Source organism: Citrobacter sp. RHBSTW-00524, from assembly GCF_013747755.1.
GTDB classification, from domain to species: Bacteria; Pseudomonadota; Gammaproteobacteria; order Enterobacterales; family Enterobacteriaceae; genus Citrobacter; species Citrobacter braakii.
Genome location: NZ_CP056421.1, coordinates 2,925,556 through 2,950,522 on the forward strand (window position 1 = coordinate 2,925,556; position 24,967 = coordinate 2,950,522).

Consider the following 24,967-nt stretch of genomic DNA (forward strand, 5'->3'; position numbering starts at 1 on the left):
TTGATGTCGACAGGATCCCCCCCTGTCGGCACGTTATCTCAAGCCAGTGTCGAAATCTCTTCCAGCGAAACTTTGCGTGTTTCGATGCCAAAGCAAAAAAGAATCAGCGCGCACAGCACCAGCATTATGCCTAGCACGATAAAGACCGTAATCGAGCCGTAGCGGGTCAACAAGATAGCGACGCCATAGGGCGTAAATACTGCGACAATTCTTCCCACGGCATTCACAAAGCCCGATCCCCGCAATCTAAGGTGTGTGGGCCACAGTTCGGGGACATATACCGCAGAGGCAAAGCACACGTACATATACAAAAAAAAGATCATCACCAGCCCATAGCTCAAAATAGCCCACTCTTCGGTTTGAATCGAATAGAAATATCCGAGCAGCGCGATAATAATCAACAAGAATGAACCAAACAATCGACGTGGAAAACGATCAATAATCAGTGTGGCAATAAATATCCCAACGGGTGCGCCAATCATAATTATCGCGGTCATAAAAATAGATTTCGTCACATCGATTCCCGAATTAACAAAAATCGTCGGGATCCATACCGTAATGGTATAGAGCGAAATATTCATCGCGATAAGCACGGTGATTGCCACCAGCGTACAACGCAACATCGGCCCTTTGAACAAGAGCCAAAATGAATCACTTTCCGTGCTTATATCCGCCGTCAGGCAATCGCTATGGCAGGGAGGTAAAGTGATGTTTTTTTCTTTCTGAATTTGCAGTTCCACCTGTAGAAGATGTTTTTCAGCTTCGTTTCTCTTTCCTTTGCCAGCCAGCCAACGAGGAGATTCAATATAATACTTTCCCGACAGATACCATGCTAAGAGCATCGCCATGCCACCGAGTAAAAACATCATCCGCCAGCTTAGAAAGGCGATAATCACAACGCCAATCGCCGCTGAAAGCATCGGCGACCAGTTGCCGACAAACGACAGGCGAGCAGACCACTTCCCACGCACCCCGGGCGGAATAAATTCAGTAAATGAGGCATAGCCCACCATAATCAGCGCTCCCATTCCGCTCCCCATTAGGAAGCGGAAAAAGATAAGCCAATACATGTTAGGCACAAACGTTGCCGCACAGGCAGAGACCCCGACGATCAGCAAATTGAAGCGGAACGCTTTGCGTCGACCAAGATAATCACCAATAAAGCCACCGGTTAGTGAGCCAATAAAATAGCCAAACATCAGAGCAGAGGTAAACGCGGCGTTGAGGTAATTATTTGACCAACCGGTACTGACTAATTTTGCCAACACCACATTCCCGGAATAGCTGAGAAAACCGGTGACTAATAAACTAAAACTGATAATGCCGAAAATACGAAAATGAAATCGAGATAAAGGCAAGCGATCTAATCTTGCACCGATAGGGTCACATTGTTCCATCTGGATGCCTCAAATTAAGCTAAATAGAAAGTATGGCGATCGCGGCAGAAAAAATCTCACCGCGCCATCCATCATCATTAGATTCTTATGGCATTTTCCAGGTGCAAACTAAAATAATATCGACACGACCCACGTTAAAATTAATATACGAGTTGAATATTATTTTCTTTGCAAAATGCAATCCACTCTGCACCCGGTGCCTTATTGGTTATTAGGTAATTAATATGGCTAAAGTCCACGAGCTGGACGAACGCTTTACGATCGAACTTAGAATGATCAACCAACAGAGCCACCTCGGTCGCCTGGCGGATCATCGTCTTTTTGATTTCCGCTTCCGCTTCGTTAGAATCAAGCGCTCCGCTCTGCATATCCAGACCTTTGCAGCTCATCACCAGGATATCAACATGATAGCGGCTGATAATCTCCTTGGTGATCCTTCCCTGAAGCGACAGCGTATTCTTATTTAATTCACCGCCAGTAGAAACAACGTTAATTTCTGACTGTGCAAGTTCATGAAAAGCTTCAGCCGAGTTGGTCAGTAGCGTCAGATCGTTTCTTTCCTTCAACAGTTTCAATAATTCCATCGCGGTACTGCTGGCGTCGGCAGCCATGGTGGTCTTATTTTTAATGAACGGTAATGCATTACGGGCAATGATCTGCTTTTCTTCAAAAAAAGATTTTGCACGCTTATAAAAATGGATATTGTCGGACAACGCGGTTGTATTGAGTACAGCACCGCCATATGTTCGGGTCAAAAAACCTTCATCTTCCAGTTTTTCCAGATCACGGCGAATCGTTTCTTCAGTCACCTGAAAGATCGAACTTAAATTAGATACCGCTACTTTCTTATCATTCACCACCATTTGCTTAATGGCCTGAATCCTGTCTTTTGCCGCCACGATGACACCTCTGTTTGCTGCAAAGTAATAATAAGACCCAAGTATCTCACAGGCCATGTTTATTTTCAAAATAACATGTCTGAATCACAGATTTTAGTGCTATTTTACACAGAAACAGAGGTGAACCCCATTTGGCTTATTTTGTATCCAACGCCTCAGCCATTCGCCTCATCAATAAAGAATCATCATCGGTCAGGGGAATCGTTAACGCCTGAACATTATCACGGACCTGTTCAGGTGCGGTTGCGCCGCTCAGCAAGGTGATTAAATCGCTTTGCTTTAAAATCCACGCCAGTGCCAGCGCGGGGATTGTGCAGCGGTATTTTTCGCACAACGGCCGCCATTGCTCAAGCATGTCAATCACCCGTAGCATATTGTCTCGTTGGAACCAGACTTTGTTGGCCCGCGCCCCGCCAGGGACATAATCGCGATCAATAGTTCCGGTCAGTAGACCCTGCTCAAGCGGTGAATATACCTGCACCACGATGCCATGCTGCTGACATAACGGCAGCAGTTCAGCTTCCAGTGCCCGGTCAAGGATGCTGTACTTGGCCTGGATGATATCCAGCTCACCGTGTTTGAGATACTCCCTGATATGTTCCGCATCGACGTTAGCCGCACCGATAGAACGAATTCTCCCCTCTTTCTTGAGTGCGTTTAGTGTATCGACGGTTTCCGCAATCGGCGTAAAACAGGGTTCGACCGACTGCCAGTGGGTCATGTAGATATCAATGCTCTCAATACCCAGTCTTTGCAGACTGGCATCCACCTCTTCGCGAATCGACTCGGGTGTGAGATTTTTATACAACTGCCGGTCGCCCACTTTGTTAAACAAACTTCCTGTTCGCTCCCAGACGATGCCGCATTTGGTTTCAACAACGATATCGTTACGCGGCAGTTTTTTCAGCGCCTGCCCGACAATCACTTCACTATTGCCGAAGTTGTAACCTGGCGCGGTATCAATCAAATTAATACCGCAGCGATGCGCCTCAACAATGGTATCAATACAGACCTGCAGATCGAGATCGCCGTTCCACGCCGGACCGCCGCCAATCGCCCATGTGCCTAATCCCATGCGGGAAAGCGTAATATCCGTACTGCCTAAAGGAATCATTTTCATCTGCCGCTATTATCCTTCATATTCATCGAGAAGTTGTTCAACCAGCTTTCTGTTCTTCACACCCGTCGTGGCCCCTACGCTCAAAACCGATATGGCCGCCGTTGCATTAGCAAACAGCGCGCACTCACGCAGTGTTTTGCCTTCAAGCAGCGCGGAAATAAATCCCGAGGCGAAATTGTCTCCCGCGCCGATAGTGTCGATGGCGGTAATTCCCGAAACGGCTGGAACCTCGATTTTCATATCGACACGTTTGATAAAGCAACCTCTCTTGCCGGTCTTAATCACGACTGTTTTCACGCCGCAGTTCAGGAAACTGTCGGCAATGTCTTCCAGCGTCTCTTTCCCGGTGAGCAGTTTGGCCTCCTCAAAATTAGGAAACAGATAATCCACGTAGCTCAATGCCTGTCGAATATCTTTCAGTGTTTCATTAAGCCGCGGTTTTATCATATCCGCACAGATAATTAACCGATGCGCTTTCGCCTGAGCGAAAATTGCCGTCAGTGCATCGCTATCCAGTAACGGGCTATTAAAAATACTCGCCAGCGACAGCAGCTTTGCTTGAGAGAAGCGGTCAAAATCAACATCGCTGATATTCAGCTTCCACAGGCTGCCGTTACGGTTAGTCACGAAAGTACGCTCGCCATCGGCGGTGACTAATCCCACGTTAATAGATGTATCAATTGCGGCATCCTGCTTCAGGCTCTGAATATCTATATTCTCCCGACGACAGTGGTCGAGAATAAAATGACCTGCTGCATCAGCACCTACCCGGCTCATTAACGCTGTACGATGACCGAGACGAGAAATAATAGTCGCTTCATTAATTGCGTCGCCGCCGGTTGTCATCGCTATTCTTTCTAACGGATAAGAATCAACATCAAAAATATTTTTACTCACCGGCTGTAAGGGAATATCAACAATAGCTGCCCCTATACAAATAACCTCGATATTATCCATGTTGTCATTCCGCTTTACCGTCAGAACCAAACAATTTAATTTTCTCCAGCGCGCGCTCTTTTACCGCTTTGCGAACTTCACGTTCAACGTGCAGGAAGGGCTGATTCTGGTTCTCCTGCACTGCCACCATGGCAGCCTGGCACAGTTCGGTATGAATGTTGATTTTAGAGATACCTAATGAAATGGCTTTTTTGATATCCGCATCGCTGATACCCGACGCACCATGCAACACCAGTGGCACGGATACGGCTTCCCGCACGCGTTTAACCACGTCGAAATTCAGTTTCGGCTCTGAGGTATAGACGCCGTGCTGGTTACCAATCGCCACCGCCAGAGAATCGCAGCCGGTACGCTCGACAAATTCCGCCGCCTGGTTCGGATCGGTATAGTGATAACCCGCCAGCGCTTCTTCGTACACCGTTTCATTGCCCACATGGCCCAGCTCAGCTTCGACCGGCACACCCAGCGGATGGAAAAAATCCACGGCCTCTTTTGTCAGACGAATATTCTCTTCGAAATCAAAGGCAGAGGCATCACGCATCAGCGAATTCATACCATGAGTCCAGGCGTTATGGATAATCTCCATGCTACGTCCGTGATCCCAGTGGGTAATAACTGGAACCGAGGCCTTTTTAGCCATTGAAACCATCATGTGCGAAAAATCTTCGAACGAGGTATTACCCACAAAACCAGTACCGAAAGAGATAATCACCGGCGATTTCGATTCTTCCGCCGCATCAATCACCCCCATTAGCATTTCCGCATTCCACACGTTAAAGTGAGCAATCGCATAATGTTTATTTTGGGCATCATTTTCCCAATATTTAATATCTGCCAGCATAGTTATTTCTCCCTTTCCGATAAATTAATGATTTACTTTAATTACGCCTTTAATAATTTCGCTTTTGTTATTCACGGATTCATCAAACGCGCGCTGAACATCTGCATAATCGTAAATATGCGTCACCATCGATTTCACATCGAACCGACCGGAGGATATGGCTTCAATAGTAACCGGATAGCGGTTGGCGTAACGGAAAACGGTCTGAATAGACACTTCACGGTTAATTTTGAGGAAATTAATTGCGGAATCACCAGGTACTGTACCAACGATCATGATTTTCCCGCCGCGCATCACCAGATACGGCGCCTGCTTAACGGTTATGGCTGAACCGGCAGTTTCGAAAACAATGTCCGCGCCCATATCGCCAGAAAACTGCTGGCAGCGGACAATGGTGTCCTCTTTTGCACCGTTTATAACGGTTGTCGCCCCGAGTTGTTCAGCCATCGCCAGACGTTTTTCCAGCACATCAACCACCGCGATCTCGGTTGCGCCCAAACATTTACACGCCTGCAAAGTCATTAAACCAATACACCCCGCCCCAAGAATGACGATTTTCTTACCCGGTTTAACGTCTGCCAGCATTGCAGCATGCATACCCACCGCCGCTGGTTCCACCAGCGCACCTTCCAGGGTGTCCATGTTATCGGGCAATTTGTAAGTGAAACTCTCCGGATGACACAGATAGTGGGTTAGCGCGCCGCGGTAGTTGGGCTGCGTAGCCATAAAATCGACGTCCGGGCAGATATTGTATTTCCCTTCCAGGCAGTAGCGGCAGTGACCGCACGGTACACCGGGTTCAATATTCACCCGATCACCCGGTTTAAATTTGGTGACACGGTTCCCTACCGCCACCACCGTACCGGCGCATTCATGCCCCAAACCAATTTCCTGATTAGGATCTTTCGGCGGAATAAAAGGACCTGATTCAAAACCGTGAACATCTGAACCGCAAATCCCAACGTATTCAACTTTGATCAGCACTTCATGCTCATTGGGCACCGGAATATCGGCGGCGATGATTTTCATCGTGCCCGGCGTTTTTAATATCGCTTTCGAGTTTTTCATTTTATTTCCCGTCAATATTATTTGCTGGTAACTGCATCAATCCCGAGACTTTCGACAGAGACGCCTTTGGTTTCAATTCCTATGGTAGCAATGGCAATGGCGACAATAATGGAGACCGCACCTAGCAGTACAAACACCCCTGTCACGCCGTAACCATTAAGTAATACTGCGACTGCATAAGGTGCGGCGATACCACTGACACGCCCGACAGCGTTGGCCAGTCCCGAACCGCGAAGTTTCGCTTCGGTCGGCCATATTTCCGGAACGTATACAGCGGAGGCATAACAAACATACATATAAACAAAAGTAATCAGGAAAAAGCCGATTAATGTAATTAGCAGCATACTGGTTTGCAGCGAATAGATATAACCCAGAACAGCAATTAACACTAATAACCCCACCCCCATTGTTTTTCTCGGAATTTTATCCATTACCAGCATGGCGATAAAAATCCCAAATGGCGCACCGAACATGCTCATGGTATTTAAGACAATGGAGTCTTTCAGATTAATACCCTGGGTCATAAATATTGTCGGTAGCCAGTTAATTAAGGTGTACTGAACGACGTTCATGGCAATCAGAACAAAAGAACCCAAAATAACCCGCTTCAGCAATACCCCTGTTAATAAGGCGGAGTACGGTACAGAACGAGGTTGTTTGCCATCATCCTTTATCACGACTGGCGGAAGAGGCTTACCGGTCTGTCGAATAACACCTTCTTCAATTGCCCGCATCACCTTTTCGGCTTCCTGGTAGCGCCCACGAGACTCCAGCCAGCGAGGCGACTCAGGGAAACTGCGCCAGGCAATAACAGTTGCTATGAGCGACAGCACCGCAGGAATCAACAGCTGTACGCGCCAGTTCCATTCCGCGCTGATAAGTGGCGTCAGCCCCATCGCGATCAGTGAACAGAGCGGATAAGACCAGTTGCCGATAAACGAGACCCGACTCGACCAGGTACCACGATTTCTGCCAGGCATATATTCGGTAAACCCGGCAAATAAGGTGACCAGCAGCGCGCCTAATCCAACTCCCATCACAAAACGACAAGCGATCAGGAAGGTCATATTGGGTGAAAACGCACCAACGATCATAGAAAAAATATGAATCGCTTCATACAGAATAAATGCATTTTTACGCCCGATCTTATCGCCAATAATTCCCCCACCGAGCGCACCGAGAAACATTCCAGCCGTCGTAATGGCAGAGAATGTGGCGGTGGTGGAATTATCAGTCCAGCCAAGTTCTTTTAATTGCGCGAGAATTAATCCGCCGACGGCATTACTCCAGCAAACCAGTAATCCGAAGGCAACCATGGCAAACATAGACGTATGCCAGCGACAGTCAGGCAGCCTGTCCAACCTCGCGCCGCAGTGTGGTTTTGCTATCTGTTCCATCCGGGAACCTTCCTTTAATAAATGGGGTTATTCATCAAAGTCGTAGGTCATGATGACCTTAATCGCGGTCTTATCGACCATCGCGTCAAAACCTTCTCGCCATTGCGATAAGCCGATACGGTGAGTGATCATCGGTTTGACTTTTATCGCACCGCTAGCGAGCAGGCGAATAGCATTGCGCCAGGAAGTGGAATCGTAGGCCATATGACCAATGATGCTTTTATTCCACGCAGTGATGTCGTTAATAGAAAAATCGAGAGGTTTGAAGCCCATCCCCACGCGGACGACTTCACCGTTAGGACGCAGCATTTCGATAGATTGTTTCAGGGCTATATTGGCACCGGAACATTCGATGACCAGTCCCAGATTGTCTTTCCCGCAGATCTCCTGACAACGTGCGACCACATCTTCGGTTGAACCGTTGACGACAGCCGTGGCCCCCATTTCTTTGGCTATCGGGAAACGTACCGCGACATCGTCTTCCAGCCCAACCATCACGATATTAACGGCCCCCATAATGCGCGCCATTTGTACCGAAAAAAGCCCCAGCGGGCCGGTACCAAAAACCACCACATCCTGACCCGGAAGAAATTTGGATTGCTGGGCGATAGATTTGTAGGCATTGCAGATGGGATCGAGTACAGCCGCCTCTTCATAATCAACGCCTGTTGGGATTTCCCACAGCGCATGACGGTGAATTTTGAGGATCTCCCCAGGGACCAGACAGTATTTCGAAAACCCACCTCCCCAGGTATTGTTATCCAGACCTAAATTCACCTTTTCTGTACAACAAAGAAAATCACCTTGTTCGCAAGACGGACAAACGCCGCAGACGTGCCCGCTGTTGTCAGAAACCACTCGCTGACCGACTTTCCAGTCCTTAACCTTATCGCCAACCTGCACAATTTGGCCGGCAAATTCGTGACCACGAATCGAATTGAACTGGTCGGACCCACTTTCGACATTGTAGTGTTTCATGTCCGCGCCGCAGATAGCTGCCGCCTTGATTTCAATCACTACGTCTTCCGGGCCGCATATCGGTTCCGGGACATCAATCATCTTGTAGCCGCCAAAGCTCTTGCCAAATCTTGCCAGTGCTTTCATTGAATTTTCCTTTGTGTTTAGTTTTGCATCACCTGGCATCATACTTATCCATATAATTTTTGAGGTCAACACAAAATCTTTAAAACACAGATTATGATCTGCATTTCACAACTTAGATCACAAATAAGTGCCATAATGAATTGAAAGCCAAAGACACAGCAGCCGCTTGGTTAAAATGACGTGAACACCTTCGCATTTTTCCTGTTATGAAACTGTTAACCTGCAGGTGCTGTTTTTTTCGCCACGCCATTTCCGTGGCGTGTTTGCTTGTTTAAATGTCAAAGAGGAACACCGATGAAACTATTGCCTTTGTTGGCAGCATTACCCCTGCTTTGCGCCAGCGTTGTTTCCGCCAGTTCACTGATGTCAGTTGGCTACTTCAATGGTGGCGGCGACGTCACTGCCGGTCCTGGTGGTGACATCAATAAACTGGATGTTCGTCAGATAACCCATCTCAACTATTCGTTTGGCCTTGTCTACAACAACGAAAAAGACGAGACCAATGACGCCTTAAAAGACGCCGGCAAGCTGCATCAGATTTGGCTTTCACCGAAAGTGCAGGATGATTTACTGAAAATTCCACAGCTGCGTAAACAGAATCCGAACCTGAAAGTATTGCTTTCCGTCGGTGGTTGGGGGGCTCGTGGATTCTCCGGCGCGGCAGCAACGAAAGAATCGCGCGCGGTGTTTATTCAGTCTGCTCAGGAGATAATTGCGAAATATGGACTGGATGGCATCGACCTCGACTGGGAATACCCGGTCAACGGCGCCTGGGGACTGGTCGAAAGTCAACCGGCCGACCGAGCTAACTTTACCGCACTGTTAAAAGAGCTCCGCGCCGCATTGGGGCATAAAAAACTACTGACTATCGCCGTGGGCGCAAATGCGGAAAGCCCGAAAAGCTGGGTGGATGTGAAAGCCATTGCGCCATCGCTCGACTACATAAACCTGATGACCTATGACATGGCTTACGGTACGCAGTATTTCAACTCGAACCTGTACGATTCGACACAATGGCCGACAGTCGCCGCGGCGGATAAGTACAGCGCTGATTTTGTGGTCAACAACTATCTTGCTGCCGGTCTAAAAGCGAGTCAGATGAACCTGGGCATTGGTTTTTATGGTCGCGTACCGAAACGCGCTGTTGAGCCAGGCATTGACTGGAGCAAACCTGACGCACAGAAAAATCCTGTTACCCAGCCCTATTTCGAGCCCGCGCAAATTGAATTGTTCAAATCACTGGGCATCGATCTGAGCAAAGATACCTATGTGAAGTACAACGATATCGTGGCGAAATTGATCAACGATCCGCAGAAGCGCTTTAGCCAGCATTGGGATGATGAAGCAAAAGTACCGTGGCTGTCAGTGCAGTCTGTGGATGGAAAAGCGCTCTTTGCCCTCTCTTATGAAAACCCGCGCTCGGTAGCGATCAAGGCTGACTACATCAAGAGCAAGGGGCTGGGAGGCGCCATGTTCTGGGAATACGGTGCGGATGACCAAAACCAGTTGGCTAAGCAGTTAGCCGATTCGTTAGGCATCAAACACTGATCCCAACGCCTGACACAATAGGTTATGATTATCGCATTCTGCTGCGCCAGCTTTTGGCGCAGCTTTTCATTTTCTACTGGAGGCATGAGCTTTATGGCTTTTATCCCTAAAAATTACGCCCGTCTGGAAGTCGGTTACCGGGAAAAGGCGCTTAAACTCTTCCCCTGGGTCTGCGGACGTTGTTCCCGTGAGTTCGTGTATTCAAATTTGCGCGAATTGACGGTACACCATATCGATCACGATCACTCCAATAACCCGGAAGATGGTAGCAACTGGGAAATGTTGTGCCTGTACTGCCACGATCACGAACATTCCAAATACACGGAAGCGGACCAGTATGGTTCAACGGTGGTTGCAGGCGAAGATGCGCAGAAAGCGGTGGGCGAAGCGAAATATAATCCGTTCGCCGATCTGAAGGCGATGATGAACAAGAAATAACTTCAACTGCGGGCCCGACATAGATGTTTGCCGGGCCTGAGTAATCAGGATTTAAACGTCGCAATGGGTTCGGGCGTAATACCAAACTCCACTTTCAACTGCTGCTTACTCTTCATCACCATCTCACCGTTGGTATCAATCGTCATATGCTGCGCGTCAATATTGTTTCGCGCCTGCCATAACATCACCAGCTGTAAGCAGTTCTCTTTTTGTTCTGCCGTTAGCGCCACGCCATCCGGCCATTTTCCGAGTTCAACGGCAGTTGATAAGCGCTGATAAACTTCCGGCGTCATGCTGTTGATCATCTCATCAAGATTCATGTTAAATCCACTCTCCGTAGAATAATTTGCTGAATCGTTTCTTCAGCCTTTGGTCTGCTCACCGTTTTCACCATCGGTGAAGTTCAAAGAGGCTGAGTTAACGCAGTAACGTTCACCGGTAGGTTGCGGACCATCCGGGAAGACATGCCCCAGGTGCGCATCACAGTTACCACAGCGGATTTCAATGCGCTGCATACCGTGTGAAGTATCTTTAATGTAACGGATAGCCTCTGCGCTGACAGGCTCGTAAAAGCTGGGCCAGCCGCAGCCAGATTCATATTTTGTCTCGGAACGAAATAGCGGTTTGTCACAGACCAAACAGTGGTAGATTCCGTCACGCTTGTTGTGCAGCAAACGCCCGGTAAATGGCGGTTCTGTCCCGTGATTCTGCGTCACGTAGAACTGCATTTCGGTTAAATTTTTTTTTAGTTCTTCTGGAGAAGGTTGATTAGCCATTTGCTCACATCTCGCTTTATCTAAACTCACATCGCGAGACAGATTCTAACAAAACATTAACACCAGAGTGCGAACTTTTGTTCTAAACTTGATCCGTGCGAAATGGCAGCCTGCAATTCGTGATCACAATCACGTTTTTATCTTGATTGCCCTTTAAAATTCGGGCCGCCGACCCCATGTGGTTTCAAGCCCAAAGGAAGAGTGAGGCGAGTCAGTTGCGCAAAGCTTAAGCAGCAGATTGATTTGTCGCAATGATTGACACGATTCCGCTTGACGCTGCGTAAGGTTTTTGTAATTTTACAGGCAACCTTTTATTCACTAACAAATAGCTGGTGGAATATATGACTATCAAAGTAGGTATCAACGGTTTTGGCCGTATCGGTCGCATTGTTTTCCGTGCTGCTCAAGAACGCTCTGACATCGAGATCGTTGCAATCAACGACCTGTTAGACGCTGACTACATGGCTTACATGCTGAAATATGACTCCACTCACGGCCGTTTCAACGGTACCGTTGAAGTGAAAGACGGTCATCTGATCGTAAACGGTAAAAAAATCCGTGTTACCGCTGAACGTGATCCGGCTAACCTGAAATGGGACGAAGTTGGTGTTGACGTAGTAGCTGAAGCTACTGGCCTGTTCCTGACAGATGAAACCGCTCGTAAGCACATCACTGCTGGCGCGAAAAAAGTGGTTCTGACTGGTCCGTCCAAAGATAACACTCCGATGTTTGTTAAAGGCGCTAACTTTGACAAATACGAAGGTCAGGACATCGTTTCTAACGCTTCCTGCACCACTAACTGCCTGGCTCCGCTGGCTAAAGTTATCAACGACAACTTCGGCATCATCGAAGGTCTGATGACTACTGTTCACGCGACCACCGCTACTCAGAAAACCGTTGATGGCCCGTCTCACAAAGACTGGCGCGGCGGCCGCGGCGCATCCCAGAACATCATCCCGTCCTCTACCGGTGCTGCTAAAGCTGTAGGTAAAGTACTGCCAGAACTGAATGGCAAACTGACTGGTATGGCGTTCCGCGTTCCTACCCCGAACGTATCTGTTGTTGACCTGACCGTTCGTCTGGAAAAAGCTGCTTCTTACGAAGAAATTAAGAAAGCAATCAAAGCTGCTTCCGAAGGCCCGATGAAAGGCGTTCTGGGTTACACCGAAGACGACGTAGTATCTACCGATTTCAACGGTGAAGTTTGCACTTCCGTGTTCGATGCTAAAGCTGGTATCGCACTGAACGACAACTTCGTGAAACTGGTATCCTGGTACGACAACGAAACCGGCTACTCCAACAAAGTTCTGGACCTGATTGCTCACATCTCCAAATAAGTTGAGATGAAACAGTAATCTGTAAGAGCGACTCAGGTCGCTCTTTTTTTTGCCTGAAGATACCCGTCATACTTCAAGTTACCGGTGTGTTGGCAATGCTCTCTCACCCGAATCACTTACTTCTGTAAGCTCATCGGGATCGTTCACTTGCCGCCGTCCTGCAACTCGAATTATTTAGGGTAAAAAAAAGGATTGCATAATGATTAATAAAATTTTTGCACTTCCGGTAATCGAACAAATTACCCCGGTCCTCTCCCGCCGCCAGCTTGATGAACTTGAGATTCTTGTGGTCGATCATCCACAGGTTAAAGCATCTTTCGCACTGCAGGGCGCACATCTTCTTTCCTGGAAACCCAACGGCGAAGAGGAAGTCCTGTGGCTAAGTAACAATACCCCGTTTAAAACCGGCGTAGCGCTGCGTGGCGGCGTACCAATTTGCTGGCCGTGGTTTGGTCCGGCTGCTCAGCAGGGCCTGCCTTCTCATGGTTTTGCCCGCAACCTGCCATGGACGCTGAAAGCGCACAATGAAGACGACAATGGCGTGGTGCTGACGTTTGAATTGCAAAGCAACGCTGAAACGCGTCAGCTATGGCCGCACGAGTTCTGCCTGCTGGCCCGTTTCAAAGTAGGTGCCACCTGTGAAATGGAACTGGAAGCCCACGGTGAATTTGAAACCACCTCTGCGCTGCATACCTATTTCAACGTCGGTGACATTGCGGCAGTAAAAGTCAGTGGACTTGGCGATCGCCTGATCGACAAAGTGAATGATGCTAAAGAAGATGTGCTGGCTGATGGTATCCAGACCTTCCCGGACCGCACCGATCGTGTCTATCTGAATCCGCAAGCGTGCAGCGTTATCCATGATGATGCGCTCAACCGCAATATTGACGTTGTCCATCATCACCATCTGAATGTCGTGGGCTGGAACCCGGGTCCGGCGCTGTCCGTTAGCATGGGCGACATGCCGGATGACGGCTATAAAACGTTTGTTTGCGTAGAGACGGCTTACGCAACCGCGCCGCAGAAAACCCGCGAAGAAAAACCATCACGCCTGGCACAAACTATCCGCGTTGCTAAACGCTAAAATTGTGTCTGTAGCCTGACGGAACTTGCGCCTTATCCGGCCTACCAAACATTGCGTTGGCCGGATAAGAAGCGTGAGCATCGCCATTCGGCAAATCAGGCCATATCCAGCGCCGTTTTACCCTTTGGCGCTGGATATGCCTTATCTAACTGCTTCAGCTCATCAACTGAGAGCGTTATCTCCAGCGCGGCGGCATTTTGTTCGACATGCGCTATGCTTGCCGCTTTTGGAATCGCCATCACGCCCGGCAGACGGATCACCCATGCCAGCAAAATCTGCGCAGCACTAACATTGTGCGCGTGCGCGATGTCGTTCACCACAGAGTGAGAAAGCAAGTCACCGCGCAATCGCCCCGCCTGAGCCAGCGGACTGTAAGCCATGACCGGCATCTGCTGCTGCTGGCACCACGGCAGTAAATCATATTCAATACCGCGCGATGCTAAATGATAAAGCACCTGGTTAGTGGCACATTCCCGCCCACCTGTGACTTGCCATAACGCCTGCATGTCATCGTAATCGAGATTAGAGACGCCCCAGCGGCGGATTTTCCCCTGCGCAATGAGTGCTTCCATGGCATCCACGGTCTCAGCAAATGAAAAACTGCCCGTCCAGTGGAGCAAATAGAGATCCAGATAATCGGTTTTTAGTCGACGCAGGCTCGCCTCACAGGCGGCAATGGCTTTCTGACCACCGGCATTCCAAGGGTATACTTTCGAGACTAAAAAAGCGCTATCACGACACCCGATTAATGCTTCACCCACTACCTCTTCCGCTGCACCATCTGCATACATTTCGGCGGTATCGATCAACCGCAGACCGAGATCCAGACCAGCCCGCAGCGCTGAAACCTCTTCCCGGCGTCGGCCAGGATCCTCGCCCATGTACCATGTTCCCTGCCCAATAGCAGGCAGCGATACCTGCTTTGTAAACATCACCTGTTTCGCTGTCATCGCGCCCTCCTGTGTTAATGCACCACAGTAAAGCAAAACAACTGGCATGTGTCCTGTTAGGGTGCACAAATTGCACCTTCTAAGATTGGAAGTTGACCGCTATGGCAACGGCAATAAAAAACCCGGGAACAAACAATGCTCCCGGGCCGAATGACAGAAAATCTTAACTGCACTGCGGTTATTTTAAGCGACCTAAATATTTCCCCTCTTTCATCGCGTTAATTTTCCCGTTTTTATAGACAATGACGGAAATCAAGCCCGCGCTATAAGACTGAGCGTCTGCATTGTTCTCATCATTTGCCGCAGCTTTGCCATTAATATAAGCAATACCATCAGCGCCACGTTTAAAGTCTACGCCCAGTTTATTCACATTCACGGGTGTGATTTTACTGGCTTGCAGCGGAGCATTAGCATCGCTGACCATCGTTTTATGTTCATGCTGTAACTGCTGACGGTAAGCCTCGCTGATGGCATAGGCTGGTGCAGCAGCAGATGTTGCGACCAGTACAGCGATAATTATTAATTTCTTCATAAGTTACACCTTAATAATTATTGTGTTTGTGGTGATGACTGGAATTAGTATCATTTGAGTTATATAAGTTTTGCGCGTTCTCCATAGCTTGTTTTTCAGCTACGGCATTGATTGTCGCCTGACGGTTTTGCTCAGCGATATAGCAGGCATCGCGGCTCACGCCCTTGCTTTCGCAAGCACTCATGCGTGAAGCCTCGGTGGAACATCCCGTCAGAATCCCACCCATCACTGCTATCATGATTAACTTTTTCATTATCTCTACCAGGTTTATTCGCAAGAAAACCACATGACATTTAATATCTGAGCCATGCAGCGTTACTGTCTTTACTTATTAAGTTGGAGTAATATCTGCAATCGCTTATTTAATGTCAATTTTAATTTTTTCAGATAAATACCTAAAAGATGTAAAATAAAAATTAACTTAATGATTTTATTTTTTTCAAATGAAAGTTAACTTTCATCGTTACACAACAATAATAAAATAGTTACCTTGCTATTTTTAGTGGCGAGAGTTTCACGATAAAATTATACCGTGATTATAAAATAGAATATTATCAATATATTGCGCAACCAGAAATCACTCTCCCAGAACAATGATTCGTGAAACTGTACAGATACTCTTCCATTCACAAACGAATAGATTTCAGTCTCATCAAACAACAGGTTTAATTTTGGTAATTGCGGCAGGAAAAATACGTTAACTATTTGTTGCGGCCGATGTAATGCCAAAACAGCACAAAAAATCAAATCACATGTTTTGGATCAATATTCATCTCTGATATGCACAAAAAAGCCCGCATCTCTGCGGGCTAGTGTTTGACACGCAGTGGCATCAGAACTTGTAGGTAACACCCGTTGAAATCAGACCCGTCCAGGATTTGTCCACCATCGGGCTGTCTGTCACTTCATCAGACAGGCGGGTATAACGCGCAGTACCGTATACGCTCCAGTTGCCCAGGAAGTTATAGTTTGCGCTGAGCTCCAGATACGGGTTCCAGGAGCTTTCAGGATCGTAGCTACGCAAGCCGCTACGGGCAGATTCATGGCGTGAAACACCATAATAGTATTCATTCTGGTTTTCACTGTTCCACTCGACACCAATCCCCGGAGTCAACGTCAAACCGCCATTGGTATAGCGGTATAACCACGCCAGATCCCATACAATACCATTGCTGTTATCCAGCGTATCGCCTGCAAGGCTGGTACGCAGGAAACCGTATTGCGTGTTGTGAATGTAAGAAAGGCCAGCCATCATGGTGCTCTTACGTTTATCCAGACTACGCAGACGGTTGTCGTCGCTGTCACCCGGTTTGAAGTACATTGGCGACCAATAGGCCATCACCGACAGCTTATCGGTATCGTCATTCCACAGGTAGTAACCACCGCCCAGACCACGGAACCAGAAGTTATCGCTTTCATAAGTCACAACCGGGACCGGGTAAACGTCACTATCGTAATCTTTGTAAGGGTGCTCAACCACACCAACGCCTGCGCCCAGCGTCAGGTTGCTCTCTGCCTGTGCGACGTTAGCGGAAGTGGCGATAAGCACGCTAAGTGCCAGAAGTTTGAGTTTGGTCACAGTCAATAATTCCTTATTTAAATGTGTAGCGGTCAAAGTTTAACCGTCAATACGCTTCAGCCCAACTATTTTACGGATTCGCCCCAGAATGTAACCCCCTAATTTCTCAGCGAGTGATGACATTTTGCTTGCAGGACAGTGAACACCGCATGAATCCTGCTCCATAGATTTACAAAAGATATGCTTTTTTTGCTGATGAGTTATTGATATGCCATTGAAATTCATTTGCGCACACAGGCAAGTTTTGCAAATGCCATCTACGCTTAATTTTAGAAGGTGTATCACCGAATACGTTGATCTCCTGACCACCACAATGGCATGAGAGTTGCTTATTTCTTCAGCAGCGACGTCGTTCAGTTTACCTCTTCAGGGGCCTCTACTATTCATATGAACGGCTCTTAACATGTGCTAAAAAAACGAAAGGACGGCATACCATGAATATATTCGATCACTATCGCCAGCGTTATGAAGCTGCCAAGGACGAAGAGTTCACGCTGCAGGAGTTTCTTACCACTTGTCGGCAAGATCGCAGCGCTTATGCCAATGCGGCAGAGCGGCTATTAATGGCTATTGGTGAGCCTGTCATGGTCGACACTGCCCACGAACCTCGTCTTTCTCGACTCTTTTCGAATCGGGTGATTGCACGATACCCCGCTTTTGAAGAGTTTTATGGCATGGAAGAGGCCATTGAGCAGATTGTTTCTTATTTGAAGCATGCGGCTCAGGGTCTGGAAGAGAAGAAGCAGATTCTGTATCTGCTGGGGCCTGTGGGAGGGGGGAAATCATCTCTTGCTGAGCGGCTGAAGTCGCTGATGCAGCGAGTACCGATTTATGTCCTGAGCGCCAACGGCGAGCGTAGCCCGGTAAACGATCATCCGTTATGCCTGTTTAACCCACAGGAAGACGCGCAGATCCTGGAAAAAGAGTATGGGATCCCACGTCGTTATCTCGGTACGATCATGTCGCCCTGGGCTGCAAAACGTCTGCATGATTTTGGCGGGGACATTACAAAATTCCGCGTTGTCAAAGTCTGGCCGTCTATTCTGGAGCAGATCGCTATCGCCAAAACGGAGCCTGGTGATGAAAACAACCAGGATATCTCTGCGCTGGTCGGGAAAGTGGATATTCGTAAACTCGAACACCACGCCCAGAACGATCCTGATGCCTACGGTTATTCGGGCGCACTGTGCCGCTCAAACCAGGGGATTATGGAGTTCGTTGAGATGTTTAAAGCACCAATTAAAGTGCTGCATCCTCTGCTGACCGCAACCCAGGAAGGAAACTACAACGGGACAGAAGGTATCTCTGCCCTGCCGTTTAACGGAATTATTCTTGCCCACTCGAACGAGTCCGAATGGGTGACGTTCCGTAATAATAAAAACAATGAGGCGTTCCTTGACCGTGTTTACATCGTCAAAGTGCCTTATTGCCTGCGGATCTCCGAAGAGATCAAAATTTACGAAAAACTGCTTAACCACAGTGAGCTGACCCATGCGCCTTGCGCACCGGGCACGCTGGAAACGCTCTCTCGCTTTACCATTCTTTCTCGCCTGAAAGAGCCTGAGAACTCGAGCATTTACTCGAAGATGCGCGTTTACGATGGGGAAAGCCTGAAAGATACCGATCCAAAAGCGAAGTCCTATCAGGAATATCGGGATTACGCCGGGGTCGATGAGGGAATGAACGGTCTTTCCACGCGCTTCGCGTTTAAGATCCTCTCACGCGTCTTTAACTTTGACCACGCCGAAGTGGCAGCTAACCCGGTGCATCTGTTCTACGTACTGGAGCAGCAAATCGAGCGCGAACAGTTCCCGCAGGAGCTGGCAGAACGTTACCTTGAGTTCCTGAAAGGCTATCTGATCCCGAAATATGCTGAGTTCATCGGCAAAGAGATCCAGACGGCTTATCTCGAATCCTATTCCGAATATGGACAAAACATTTTCGACCGTTATGTCACTTATGCGGATTTCTGGATTCAGGATCAGGAGTATCGCGACCCGGATACCGGTCAGCTGTTTGACCGCGAGTCGTTGAACTCAGAACTGGAGAAAATTGAGAAACCGGCGGGTATCAGTAACCCCAAAGATTTCCGTAACGAGATCGTCAACTTTGTTCTGCGTGCCAGAGCGAATAACAGCGGTCGCAATCCAAACTGGACCAGTTACGAAAAACTGCGCACGGTCATTGAGAAGAAAATGTTCTCCAATACCGAGGAGCTGCTGCCGGTCATTTCGTTCAACGCCAAAACCTCAACTGACGAGCAGAAAAAACACGACGATTTTGTCGACCGGATGATGGAAAAAGGCTACACGCGTAAGCAGGTACGTTTACTGTGCGAATGGTATTTGCGCGTACGTAAATCGTCTTAAAATAAGTGCCCGGAGGCGCGTACGCTTGCCGGGCCTACAATACACATCCGTAGGCCGGATATGCTCAGCGCATCCGGCGTTACTGATGTAGCATAAAGTTGGCAAATGCAGTACGGGGGGCTTATGACCTGGTTTATTGACCGGCGTCTTAACGGCAAAAACAAGAGCACGGTAAACCGCCAGCGCTTCTTACGCCGTTATAAATCGCAAATTAAACAGTCGATCTCCGAGGCCATTAACAAGCGTTCGGTGACTGATGTGGATAGCGGCGAATCTGTCTCTATTCCGACTGATGATATTAGCGAACCGATGTTCCATCAGGGGCGTGGCGGCTTGCGCCATCGCGTGCATCCGGGTAACGACCATTTTGTGCAGAACGACCGCATTGAACGCCCGCAGGGCGGCGGCGGTGGTTCAGGAAGCGGACAAGGCCAGGCCAGCCAGGATGGCGAGGGTCAGGATGAGTTCGTCTTCCAGATCTCTAAAGATGAATATCTCGATCTGTTGTTCGAAGATTTAGCACTTCCTAACCTGAAGCAGAATCAGCAGCGTCAGTTAACGGAGTACAAAACGCACCGGGCAGGTTTCACCTCTAACGGCGTGCCTGCCAACATCAGCGTGGTGCGCTCCCTGCAAAACTCACTGGCGCGCCGCACAGCGATGACGGCAGGTAAGCGTCGCGAATTGCATGCGCTCGAAGCGGATCTGGAAACCATCGCGAAAAGTGAACCAGCGCAGTTGCTGGAAGAGGAACGGTTACGCAAAGAGATTGCCGAACTACGGGCAAAAATCGAACGCGTGCCGTTTATCGACACCTTTGATTTACGCTACAAGAATTATGAAAAACGGCCCGATCCTTCCAGCCAGGCAGTGATGTTCTGTCTGATGGACGTCTCCGGTTCAATGGATCAGTCGACCAAAGATATGGCCAAGCGTTTTTATATCTTGCTGTATCTGTTCTTGAGTCGGACCTACAAAAACGTGGAAGTGGTTTATATTCGCCACCATACCCAGGCGAAAGAGGTGGATGAGCACGAGTTCTTCTACTCTCAGGAAACCGGGGGAACCATTGTCTCCAGCGCGCTGAAGTTAATGGATGAAGTGGTAAAAGACCGTTACGACCCGGCCCAGTGGAACATCTATGCCGCACAGGCCTCGGACGGTGATAACTGGGCGGATGATTCCCCGTTGTGTCATGAGATTCTGGCGAAAAAACTGCTGCCGATGGTACGATATTATAGCTATATCGAAATCACCCGCCGCGCGCACCAGACCTTGTGGCGTGAATACGAACATCTGCAATCAACGTTTGAAAACTTTGCGATGCAGCATATCCGCGACCAGGATGATATTTATCCGGTCTTTCGCGAACTGTTTCATAAGCAAAGTACAACCAGCAATAGCTAACCACATACATAAATCAGCCAGAGGTTATCTCCTCTGGTTGATTTTTATGACCTCGCGTTTCGACCACATGTTATGTCATTTAGCATTTTGTCTCAGGCTAGCCACTTCCACTTCGAGCGCGGAAATATCGCCAGAAGACAACAGCGGTTGCATTTTCACGAGCGACTCTTCCGGAAGTTGATACAAATTAAGGGCCAGTATTCGTTCAATATCCCCCACCGGCAGGCGATATTTTATTATTTTTGCCGGATTGCCGCCGACTACCGCATACGGTGGCACATCTTTAGTCACCACAGCACCTGCTGCGACAACAGCGCCTTCCCCGAGCGTAACGCCTGGCATGATCATGGCGCGCATGCCTAACCAGCAACCATCATGCAACACCGTGTCACCCCGAAACTCGTAGGCATCTTTGATCGACGCCATAAAGGGATAAAGACTGATCCAGTCAAGCCGATGCGTACTATTTCCCCCCATCAGAATAACGCTCTCAGCGCCAATGCAGACGAAATTCCCAATAATCAACTTATCCAAATGCCCAAGCGGTTCCCAGTCCCGGCTGATCTCATCACCGAGTAAATACCGCACCACCGAACGTTCGAATCCTTGATCCCAGCAGTCACTGTAATAGCTATGCGTACCCTTAATAACTATATTAGGGTTGGTCACTGTCTGATGAAGGTACTCCATTCTCGACCAGTGTTTTTCTGACACTTCGCCATCCTTTTATCATTGTGTTTTAAAACACCCTACATCCTTTCCACCAGCGGATAGAAGTCTTTATTTTCTTTTTGCATACGCTCATACACTTTGCGTAGAACATTGTTGGCATCACGTCTGAATGCCTCATCATTACCTTTTAATTTACTGGCAATATTCCAGCGCCGGGAAAAAACTTCATATTCGCTGACGATATCCGTCATTTCACGTTGAAATTTTGAGCTAACCTGTCTGAGCGTACTATTTCCATCCTGCTCAATATGTGGATAAAGGAACTGATCTTCAGCAGACAAATGTGTTTTTATAATGGCACTCATGCTAACGATCGCAGTTGCAATTTCCTGGGCATTGGATGATACGCCTGCATGGCTCAACGTACGTAGAAATGATATTTTTTCCAAAATTTCAACATGCTGATCTTTCATTTTATCAATATTCATCCGTTTATCCTTTTTTATTTTCCCTTTACGGAGCAGCAGGCAATGTAGTTTAGCTGGTGACGTTGCGAACGGAAGAAGCGAAACATTTTCAGGAACCGGCGACGATTTTCGCGTGTGCGTAAGCCGTTAAACACAATTTTAACCGCCCCAGTCAGCCCTTCATCACGAATTAATCCTCGCGGCGACATCAGCGACATATCACCATTCTGCTGCAAGACCTGTGCAAACCCACCGTTCAGAAATAAATCGCGCCAGCCTTGTCTGGTCATCGGGCTAACGTTTGATTTCACTACCTCTACAAGCTGGCCCTGCTCGCCCGCGACCAGTTTTTGTGCGGTGAACATAATGTCGTGAGTTAACAGACGCCCGCCGGGCTTCAATACGCGATAATACTCGGCAATTAACTTCGCCTTCGCTTTATCGGCATACATTGTCAGCATGGCTTCGTTGATCACAACGTCGAAACTGTTATCCGCAAATGGAAGGGTGTTAGCGTTAGCTGCCATAACGTGAATGTGATTTTCCAGACCATTTGCCGCCACGTTATTTCTGGCGTTTGCCAGTGCGGTTTTATCCATATCAATGGCGTATACCGTACAACCAAAACGTTGAACTAACTCTATCGCCGTCGTGGCCATGTTACACGCCACTTCCAGCACCTGGCTGTCGGGCGTCAGCTGTGACTGGCTGAACAACCACTCTGTTGCTTCAACGCCCCCCGGACGCAGACGGGTTTTGCCCAGGCTGGCTAAGAACGTATGGCCCGCTTTATCAGTCGCGCTCATCTGCTTGTCTCCTTTCTTATAAGTTGCATTATAAATACAACAATAAGAGTTAAAGGTGAAGCACGCGAATGATTTTTATTACAAAATGCCCTTCCCAGTAGCGTTAGAGCGGATGAATGCCGTGTGATAGACTGAAGTATCAGACTTACAGGGCTGTACATCATTATGCAATTGCATCATAAAGCGCTCAGGCTCTTTATCTCCGTCAGCGTAGTTGTTTTGACATTTTCTTTTTTGGTTTATGAGCTCATTGCCAGCGATAAAGCAATGAATGCGTACATGCGCTATATCAATGAGAAAGCCGACTCGTCGTTTCTCTATGATAAGTATACTAATCAAAGTATTGCAGCCCATCTGATGCGCACATTTTCATCCCCCCAGGAACCCGCTTCTATCGAGCAACAAAAAGCACTTTGCAACGCTTTCGACAGCGTTAACGGCACTCATGGGCTCAACCTCACCCAGCATAACTACCTACCATTACACGGTACGTTGCAAACCCCCACCACAAAATGTAGCGAGAAACTTGAAGACATATTTCTACTGCCCTCTTTTGACCGGGCGGTAAACGTTAATCGTGAGCAGAAAGATTACGGTCATGGTTTAGGTATGCAGGAGTATAAATTTCGATATTACGTCGATCTCAAAAATAATTACGTCTATTTCTTTGATCTGGTCGATTCGCGGAAATTTGCGATACACAACTGGTCGTTTTTGCAAAAAGGAAACCTGGGTATCAACCAGAATGATATTGACGGTATTTTCACTGGCCGCACGGTAATCTCCCGTATTTATGAAGATAACCTGACCGAGAAAAAAGTGATGAGCTTTTTAACACCGGTCTACTATGCCGGTAAGTTAAAAGGCGTGGTGATGGTGGATATTAACAAAGAGAATTTAAAGAATATTTTCTATACCAGCGACCGCCCTCTCGTCTGGCGCTATCTTAACGTGACGCTTTCGGACATCAACTCAGGTAAAGAGATACTCGTTCACCAAAGTGAGAACAACCTGTTTAGCTATGTTCACTACCAGGAGGACATGCCCGGCGGTATACGCATCACCTTATCGCTTGATTTTATGTACTTTATTGTCTCCTCCTGGAAAGTATTCGCCTTCTATCTGCTGGCGACAATACTGTTGCTGAATATGGTCAGAACGCATTTTCGGCTGTATCACAACGTCACGCGTGAAAATATCAGTGACGCGATGACCGGGCTCTACAACCGCAAAATTTTAACGCCGACGCTCGAACAGCGTTTACAGCAGTTGGTAAACGCGGGCACCCTCGTGACCTTTATCGCCATTGATTGCGATAAACTAAAAGTCATTAATGATACGCAGGGGCATAAGGAAGGCGATCGAATTATCACCATTCTGGCTAGAGCCATTCAAACCTCGATTCGCAAAAACGACTATGCCATACGCCTCGGTGGGGATGAGTTTTGCATTATCCTCATCGATTACCCCGCTGAATTAACGCCTCGTCTGCTGGAGAGGATTCGCTATAACTTACAAATTATTGCGCAAGATAGAGCAATCAGCTTCTCCGCAGGGATTTATAATATGCAGCCAAACGACACCATTGATGATGCCTACAAAGCATCCGATGCACAGCTCTACCTGAACAAACAGAAAAAACGCGCGGATGCGTAATCATTTTTCTGACAGGATTTTCATTGTTGTACCAGGAGTAAGTCATGACGGAAGTGAACAAAGGTAACGCAACGCATCAGCGTTTAATTTCGCTGTTGTCAGAACAAGGCGCAACGTATCGCGTGGTAAGCCATGAAGCGGTCGGCAAATGTGAAGCGGTTTCTGAAATTCGCGGTACCGCACTGGGCCAGGGAGCAAAAGCGCTGGTTTGTAAGGTCAAAGGCAACGGCGTTAATCAGCATGTCCTGGCGATTCTTTCTGCCGACCAGCAGGCCGACCTGAGTCTGTTAGCCAGTCATATCGGCGGGTTAAGAGCATCACTTGCCAGCCCGGCGGAAGTCGATGCACTGACAGGTTGCGTATTTGGCGCTATCCCACCGTTTAGCTTCCATCCAAAACTTAAGCTGGTCGCCGATCCGCTATTGTTTGAGCGTTTTAATGAAATTGCGTTCAATGCCGGAGTGCTGGAAAAATCCGTGATCATGGATACCGCAGATTACCTGCGTATCGCGCAACCGGAATTACTCCCGTTCCGCCGCGTACAATAGCCGTCCGAGTCAGGA

The 24,967-nt window shown here is 48.1% G+C and carries 25 protein-coding genes; 8 read left to right on the plus strand and 17 right to left on the minus strand.

All coding sequences use genetic code 11. From position 1 onward, the window contains the following. Positions 1-38 precede the first annotated feature (38 nt). The 8 genes from HV229_RS14090 to HV229_RS14125 all read right to left on the minus strand — a co-directional run bounded on the left by HV229_RS14090 (position 39) and on the right by HV229_RS14125 (position 8,783). Entirely contained in the window at positions 39-1,397 is a 1,359-nt protein-coding gene (locus HV229_RS14090) for an MFS transporter (protein WP_094761838.1), read from the minus strand. Positions 1,398-1,537: 140 nt separating this feature from the next. After that, entirely contained in the window at positions 1,538-2,296 is a 759-nt protein-coding gene (locus tag HV229_RS14095) for a DeoR/GlpR family DNA-binding transcription regulator (RefSeq protein ID WP_016152825.1), read from the minus strand. Positions 2,297-2,432: 136 nt separating this feature from the next. Beyond that, complete coding sequence (locus tag HV229_RS14100) at positions 2,433-3,416, minus strand: aldo/keto reductase (protein WP_181545685.1); 984 nt, start codon at positions 3,414-3,416, stop codon at positions 2,433-2,435. Positions 3,417-3,425: 9 nt separating this feature from the next. Next, entirely contained in the window at positions 3,426-4,373 is a 948-nt protein-coding gene (locus HV229_RS14105; protein WP_181545686.1) for a sugar kinase, read from the minus strand. Positions 4,374-4,377: 4 nt separating this feature from the next. Beyond that, positions 4,378-5,214: a ketose-bisphosphate aldolase gene (locus HV229_RS14110; protein WP_016152822.1), complete on the minus strand. Its 837-nt coding sequence runs from the start codon at positions 5,212-5,214 to the stop codon at positions 4,378-4,380. A 24-nt stretch (positions 5,215-5,238) separates the two neighbouring features. After that, the gene (locus tag HV229_RS14115) at positions 5,239-6,282 is read right to left on the minus strand and encodes an NAD(P)-dependent alcohol dehydrogenase (RefSeq protein WP_047498905.1); all 1,044 of its coding nucleotides are present in this window, start codon (positions 6,280-6,282) and stop codon (positions 5,239-5,241) included. A gap of 17 nt (positions 6,283-6,299) precedes the next feature. Continuing rightward, complete coding sequence (locus HV229_RS14120; protein WP_016152820.1) at positions 6,300-7,679, minus strand: MFS transporter; 1,380 nt, start codon at positions 7,677-7,679, stop codon at positions 6,300-6,302. A gap of 27 nt (positions 7,680-7,706) precedes the next feature. Next, positions 7,707-8,783 carry a zinc-binding dehydrogenase gene (locus tag HV229_RS14125; RefSeq protein WP_047358599.1) on the minus strand — a complete coding sequence of 359 codons (1,077 nt, stop codon included), beginning with the start codon at positions 8,781-8,783 and terminating at the stop codon, positions 7,707-7,709. A 294-nt stretch (positions 8,784-9,077) separates the two neighbouring features. On the opposite strand from HV229_RS14125, the gene HV229_RS14130 reads away from it, so the two are divergent. Next, complete coding sequence (locus HV229_RS14130) at positions 9,078-10,331, plus strand: glycoside hydrolase family 18 protein (RefSeq protein ID WP_142417888.1); 1,254 nt, start codon at positions 9,078-9,080, stop codon at positions 10,329-10,331. A gap of 93 nt (positions 10,332-10,424) precedes the next feature. Beyond that, positions 10,425-10,769, plus strand: a complete 345-nt coding sequence (gene yajD / locus HV229_RS14135) for an HNH nuclease YajD (protein WP_003832478.1) — start codon at positions 10,425-10,427, stop codon at positions 10,767-10,769. A gap of 44 nt (positions 10,770-10,813) precedes the next feature. Here the strand turns inward: yajD and HV229_RS14140 are convergent, their stop codons facing one another. Together HV229_RS14140 and msrB are read right to left on the minus strand one after the other, a co-directional pair. Then, positions 10,814-11,089 carry a YeaC family protein gene (locus HV229_RS14140; RefSeq protein ID WP_016152817.1) on the minus strand — a complete coding sequence of 92 codons (276 nt, stop codon included), beginning with the start codon at positions 11,087-11,089 and terminating at the stop codon, positions 10,814-10,816. Positions 11,090-11,131: 42 nt separating this feature from the next. After that, on the minus strand, positions 11,132-11,545 hold the full coding sequence (msrB, locus tag HV229_RS14145; RefSeq protein ID WP_181545687.1) for a peptide-methionine (R)-S-oxide reductase MsrB: 414 nt from the start codon (positions 11,543-11,545) through the stop codon (positions 11,132-11,134). 341 nt (positions 11,546-11,886) lie between these two features. Between msrB and gapA the strand changes: the two genes are divergently transcribed. Continuing rightward, entirely contained in the window at positions 11,887-12,882 is a 996-nt protein-coding gene (gapA, locus tag HV229_RS14150; protein WP_003030697.1) for a glyceraldehyde-3-phosphate dehydrogenase, read from the plus strand. A gap of 199 nt (positions 12,883-13,081) precedes the next feature. Continuing rightward, positions 13,082-13,966, plus strand: a complete 885-nt coding sequence (locus HV229_RS14155) for a D-hexose-6-phosphate mutarotase (protein WP_016156308.1) — start codon at positions 13,082-13,084, stop codon at positions 13,964-13,966. A gap of 95 nt (positions 13,967-14,061) precedes the next feature. On the opposite strand, the gene HV229_RS14160 is transcribed toward HV229_RS14155, so the two are convergent. The 4 genes from HV229_RS14160 to HV229_RS14175 form a co-directional block, all read right to left on the minus strand. Next, positions 14,062-14,916, minus strand: coding sequence for an aldo/keto reductase (locus tag HV229_RS14160; protein ID WP_019076612.1), 855 nt, complete (start codon positions 14,914-14,916; stop codon positions 14,062-14,064). 178 nt (positions 14,917-15,094) lie between these two features. Continuing rightward, complete coding sequence (locus tag HV229_RS14165) at positions 15,095-15,448, minus strand: hypothetical protein (RefSeq protein WP_080858690.1); 354 nt, start codon at positions 15,446-15,448, stop codon at positions 15,095-15,097. A 10-nt stretch (positions 15,449-15,458) separates the two neighbouring features. Then, positions 15,459-15,701 (minus strand): hypothetical protein, encoded by a 243-nt coding sequence (locus tag HV229_RS14170; RefSeq protein WP_053389182.1) that lies wholly within the window; start codon positions 15,699-15,701, stop codon positions 15,459-15,461. Positions 15,702-16,280: 579 nt separating this feature from the next. Next, positions 16,281-17,027, minus strand: coding sequence for a MipA/OmpV family protein (locus HV229_RS14175; RefSeq protein ID WP_016152811.1), 747 nt, complete (start codon positions 17,025-17,027; stop codon positions 16,281-16,283). 434 nt (positions 17,028-17,461) lie between these two features. Between HV229_RS14175 and yeaG the strand changes: the two genes are divergently transcribed. Together yeaG and HV229_RS14185 are read left to right on the plus strand one after the other, a co-directional pair. Further along, on the plus strand, positions 17,462-19,396 hold the full coding sequence (gene yeaG / locus HV229_RS14180; protein WP_016152810.1) for a protein kinase YeaG: 1,935 nt from the start codon (positions 17,462-17,464) through the stop codon (positions 19,394-19,396). Between the two features lie 123 nt (positions 19,397-19,519). After that, positions 19,520-20,803: a YeaH/YhbH family protein gene (locus HV229_RS14185; RefSeq protein WP_016152809.1), complete on the plus strand. Its 1,284-nt coding sequence runs from the start codon at positions 19,520-19,522 to the stop codon at positions 20,801-20,803. A 75-nt stretch (positions 20,804-20,878) separates the two neighbouring features. On the opposite strand, the gene HV229_RS14190 is transcribed toward HV229_RS14185, so the two are convergent. The 3 genes from HV229_RS14190 to HV229_RS14200 are packed head-to-tail and all read right to left on the minus strand — an operon-like array spanning position 20,879 to position 22,748. Next, entirely contained in the window at positions 20,879-21,517 is a 639-nt protein-coding gene (locus HV229_RS14190) for a CatB-related O-acetyltransferase (protein ID WP_170973730.1), read from the minus strand. Positions 21,518-21,552: 35 nt separating this feature from the next. After that, a complete protein-coding gene (locus HV229_RS14195) occupies positions 21,553-21,963 on the minus strand; it encodes a hemerythrin domain-containing protein (protein ID WP_181545688.1) in 411 nt (136 codons plus the stop codon). Positions 21,964-21,977: 14 nt separating this feature from the next. After that, positions 21,978-22,748: a class I SAM-dependent methyltransferase gene (locus HV229_RS14200; RefSeq protein WP_137380475.1), complete on the minus strand. Its 771-nt coding sequence runs from the start codon at positions 22,746-22,748 to the stop codon at positions 21,978-21,980. Between the two features lie 165 nt (positions 22,749-22,913). Here HV229_RS14200 and dgcJ point away from each other — a divergent pair, with 165 nt between their 5' ends. Then, the gene (gene dgcJ / locus HV229_RS14205) at positions 22,914-24,404 is read left to right on the plus strand and encodes a diguanylate cyclase DgcJ (protein WP_181545689.1); all 1,491 of its coding nucleotides are present in this window, start codon (positions 22,914-22,916) and stop codon (positions 24,402-24,404) included. 44 nt (positions 24,405-24,448) lie between these two features. Further along, complete coding sequence (locus HV229_RS14210; protein WP_046275927.1) at positions 24,449-24,952, plus strand: YbaK/prolyl-tRNA synthetase associated domain-containing protein; 504 nt, start codon at positions 24,449-24,451, stop codon at positions 24,950-24,952. Positions 24,953-24,967 lie beyond the last annotated feature (15 nt).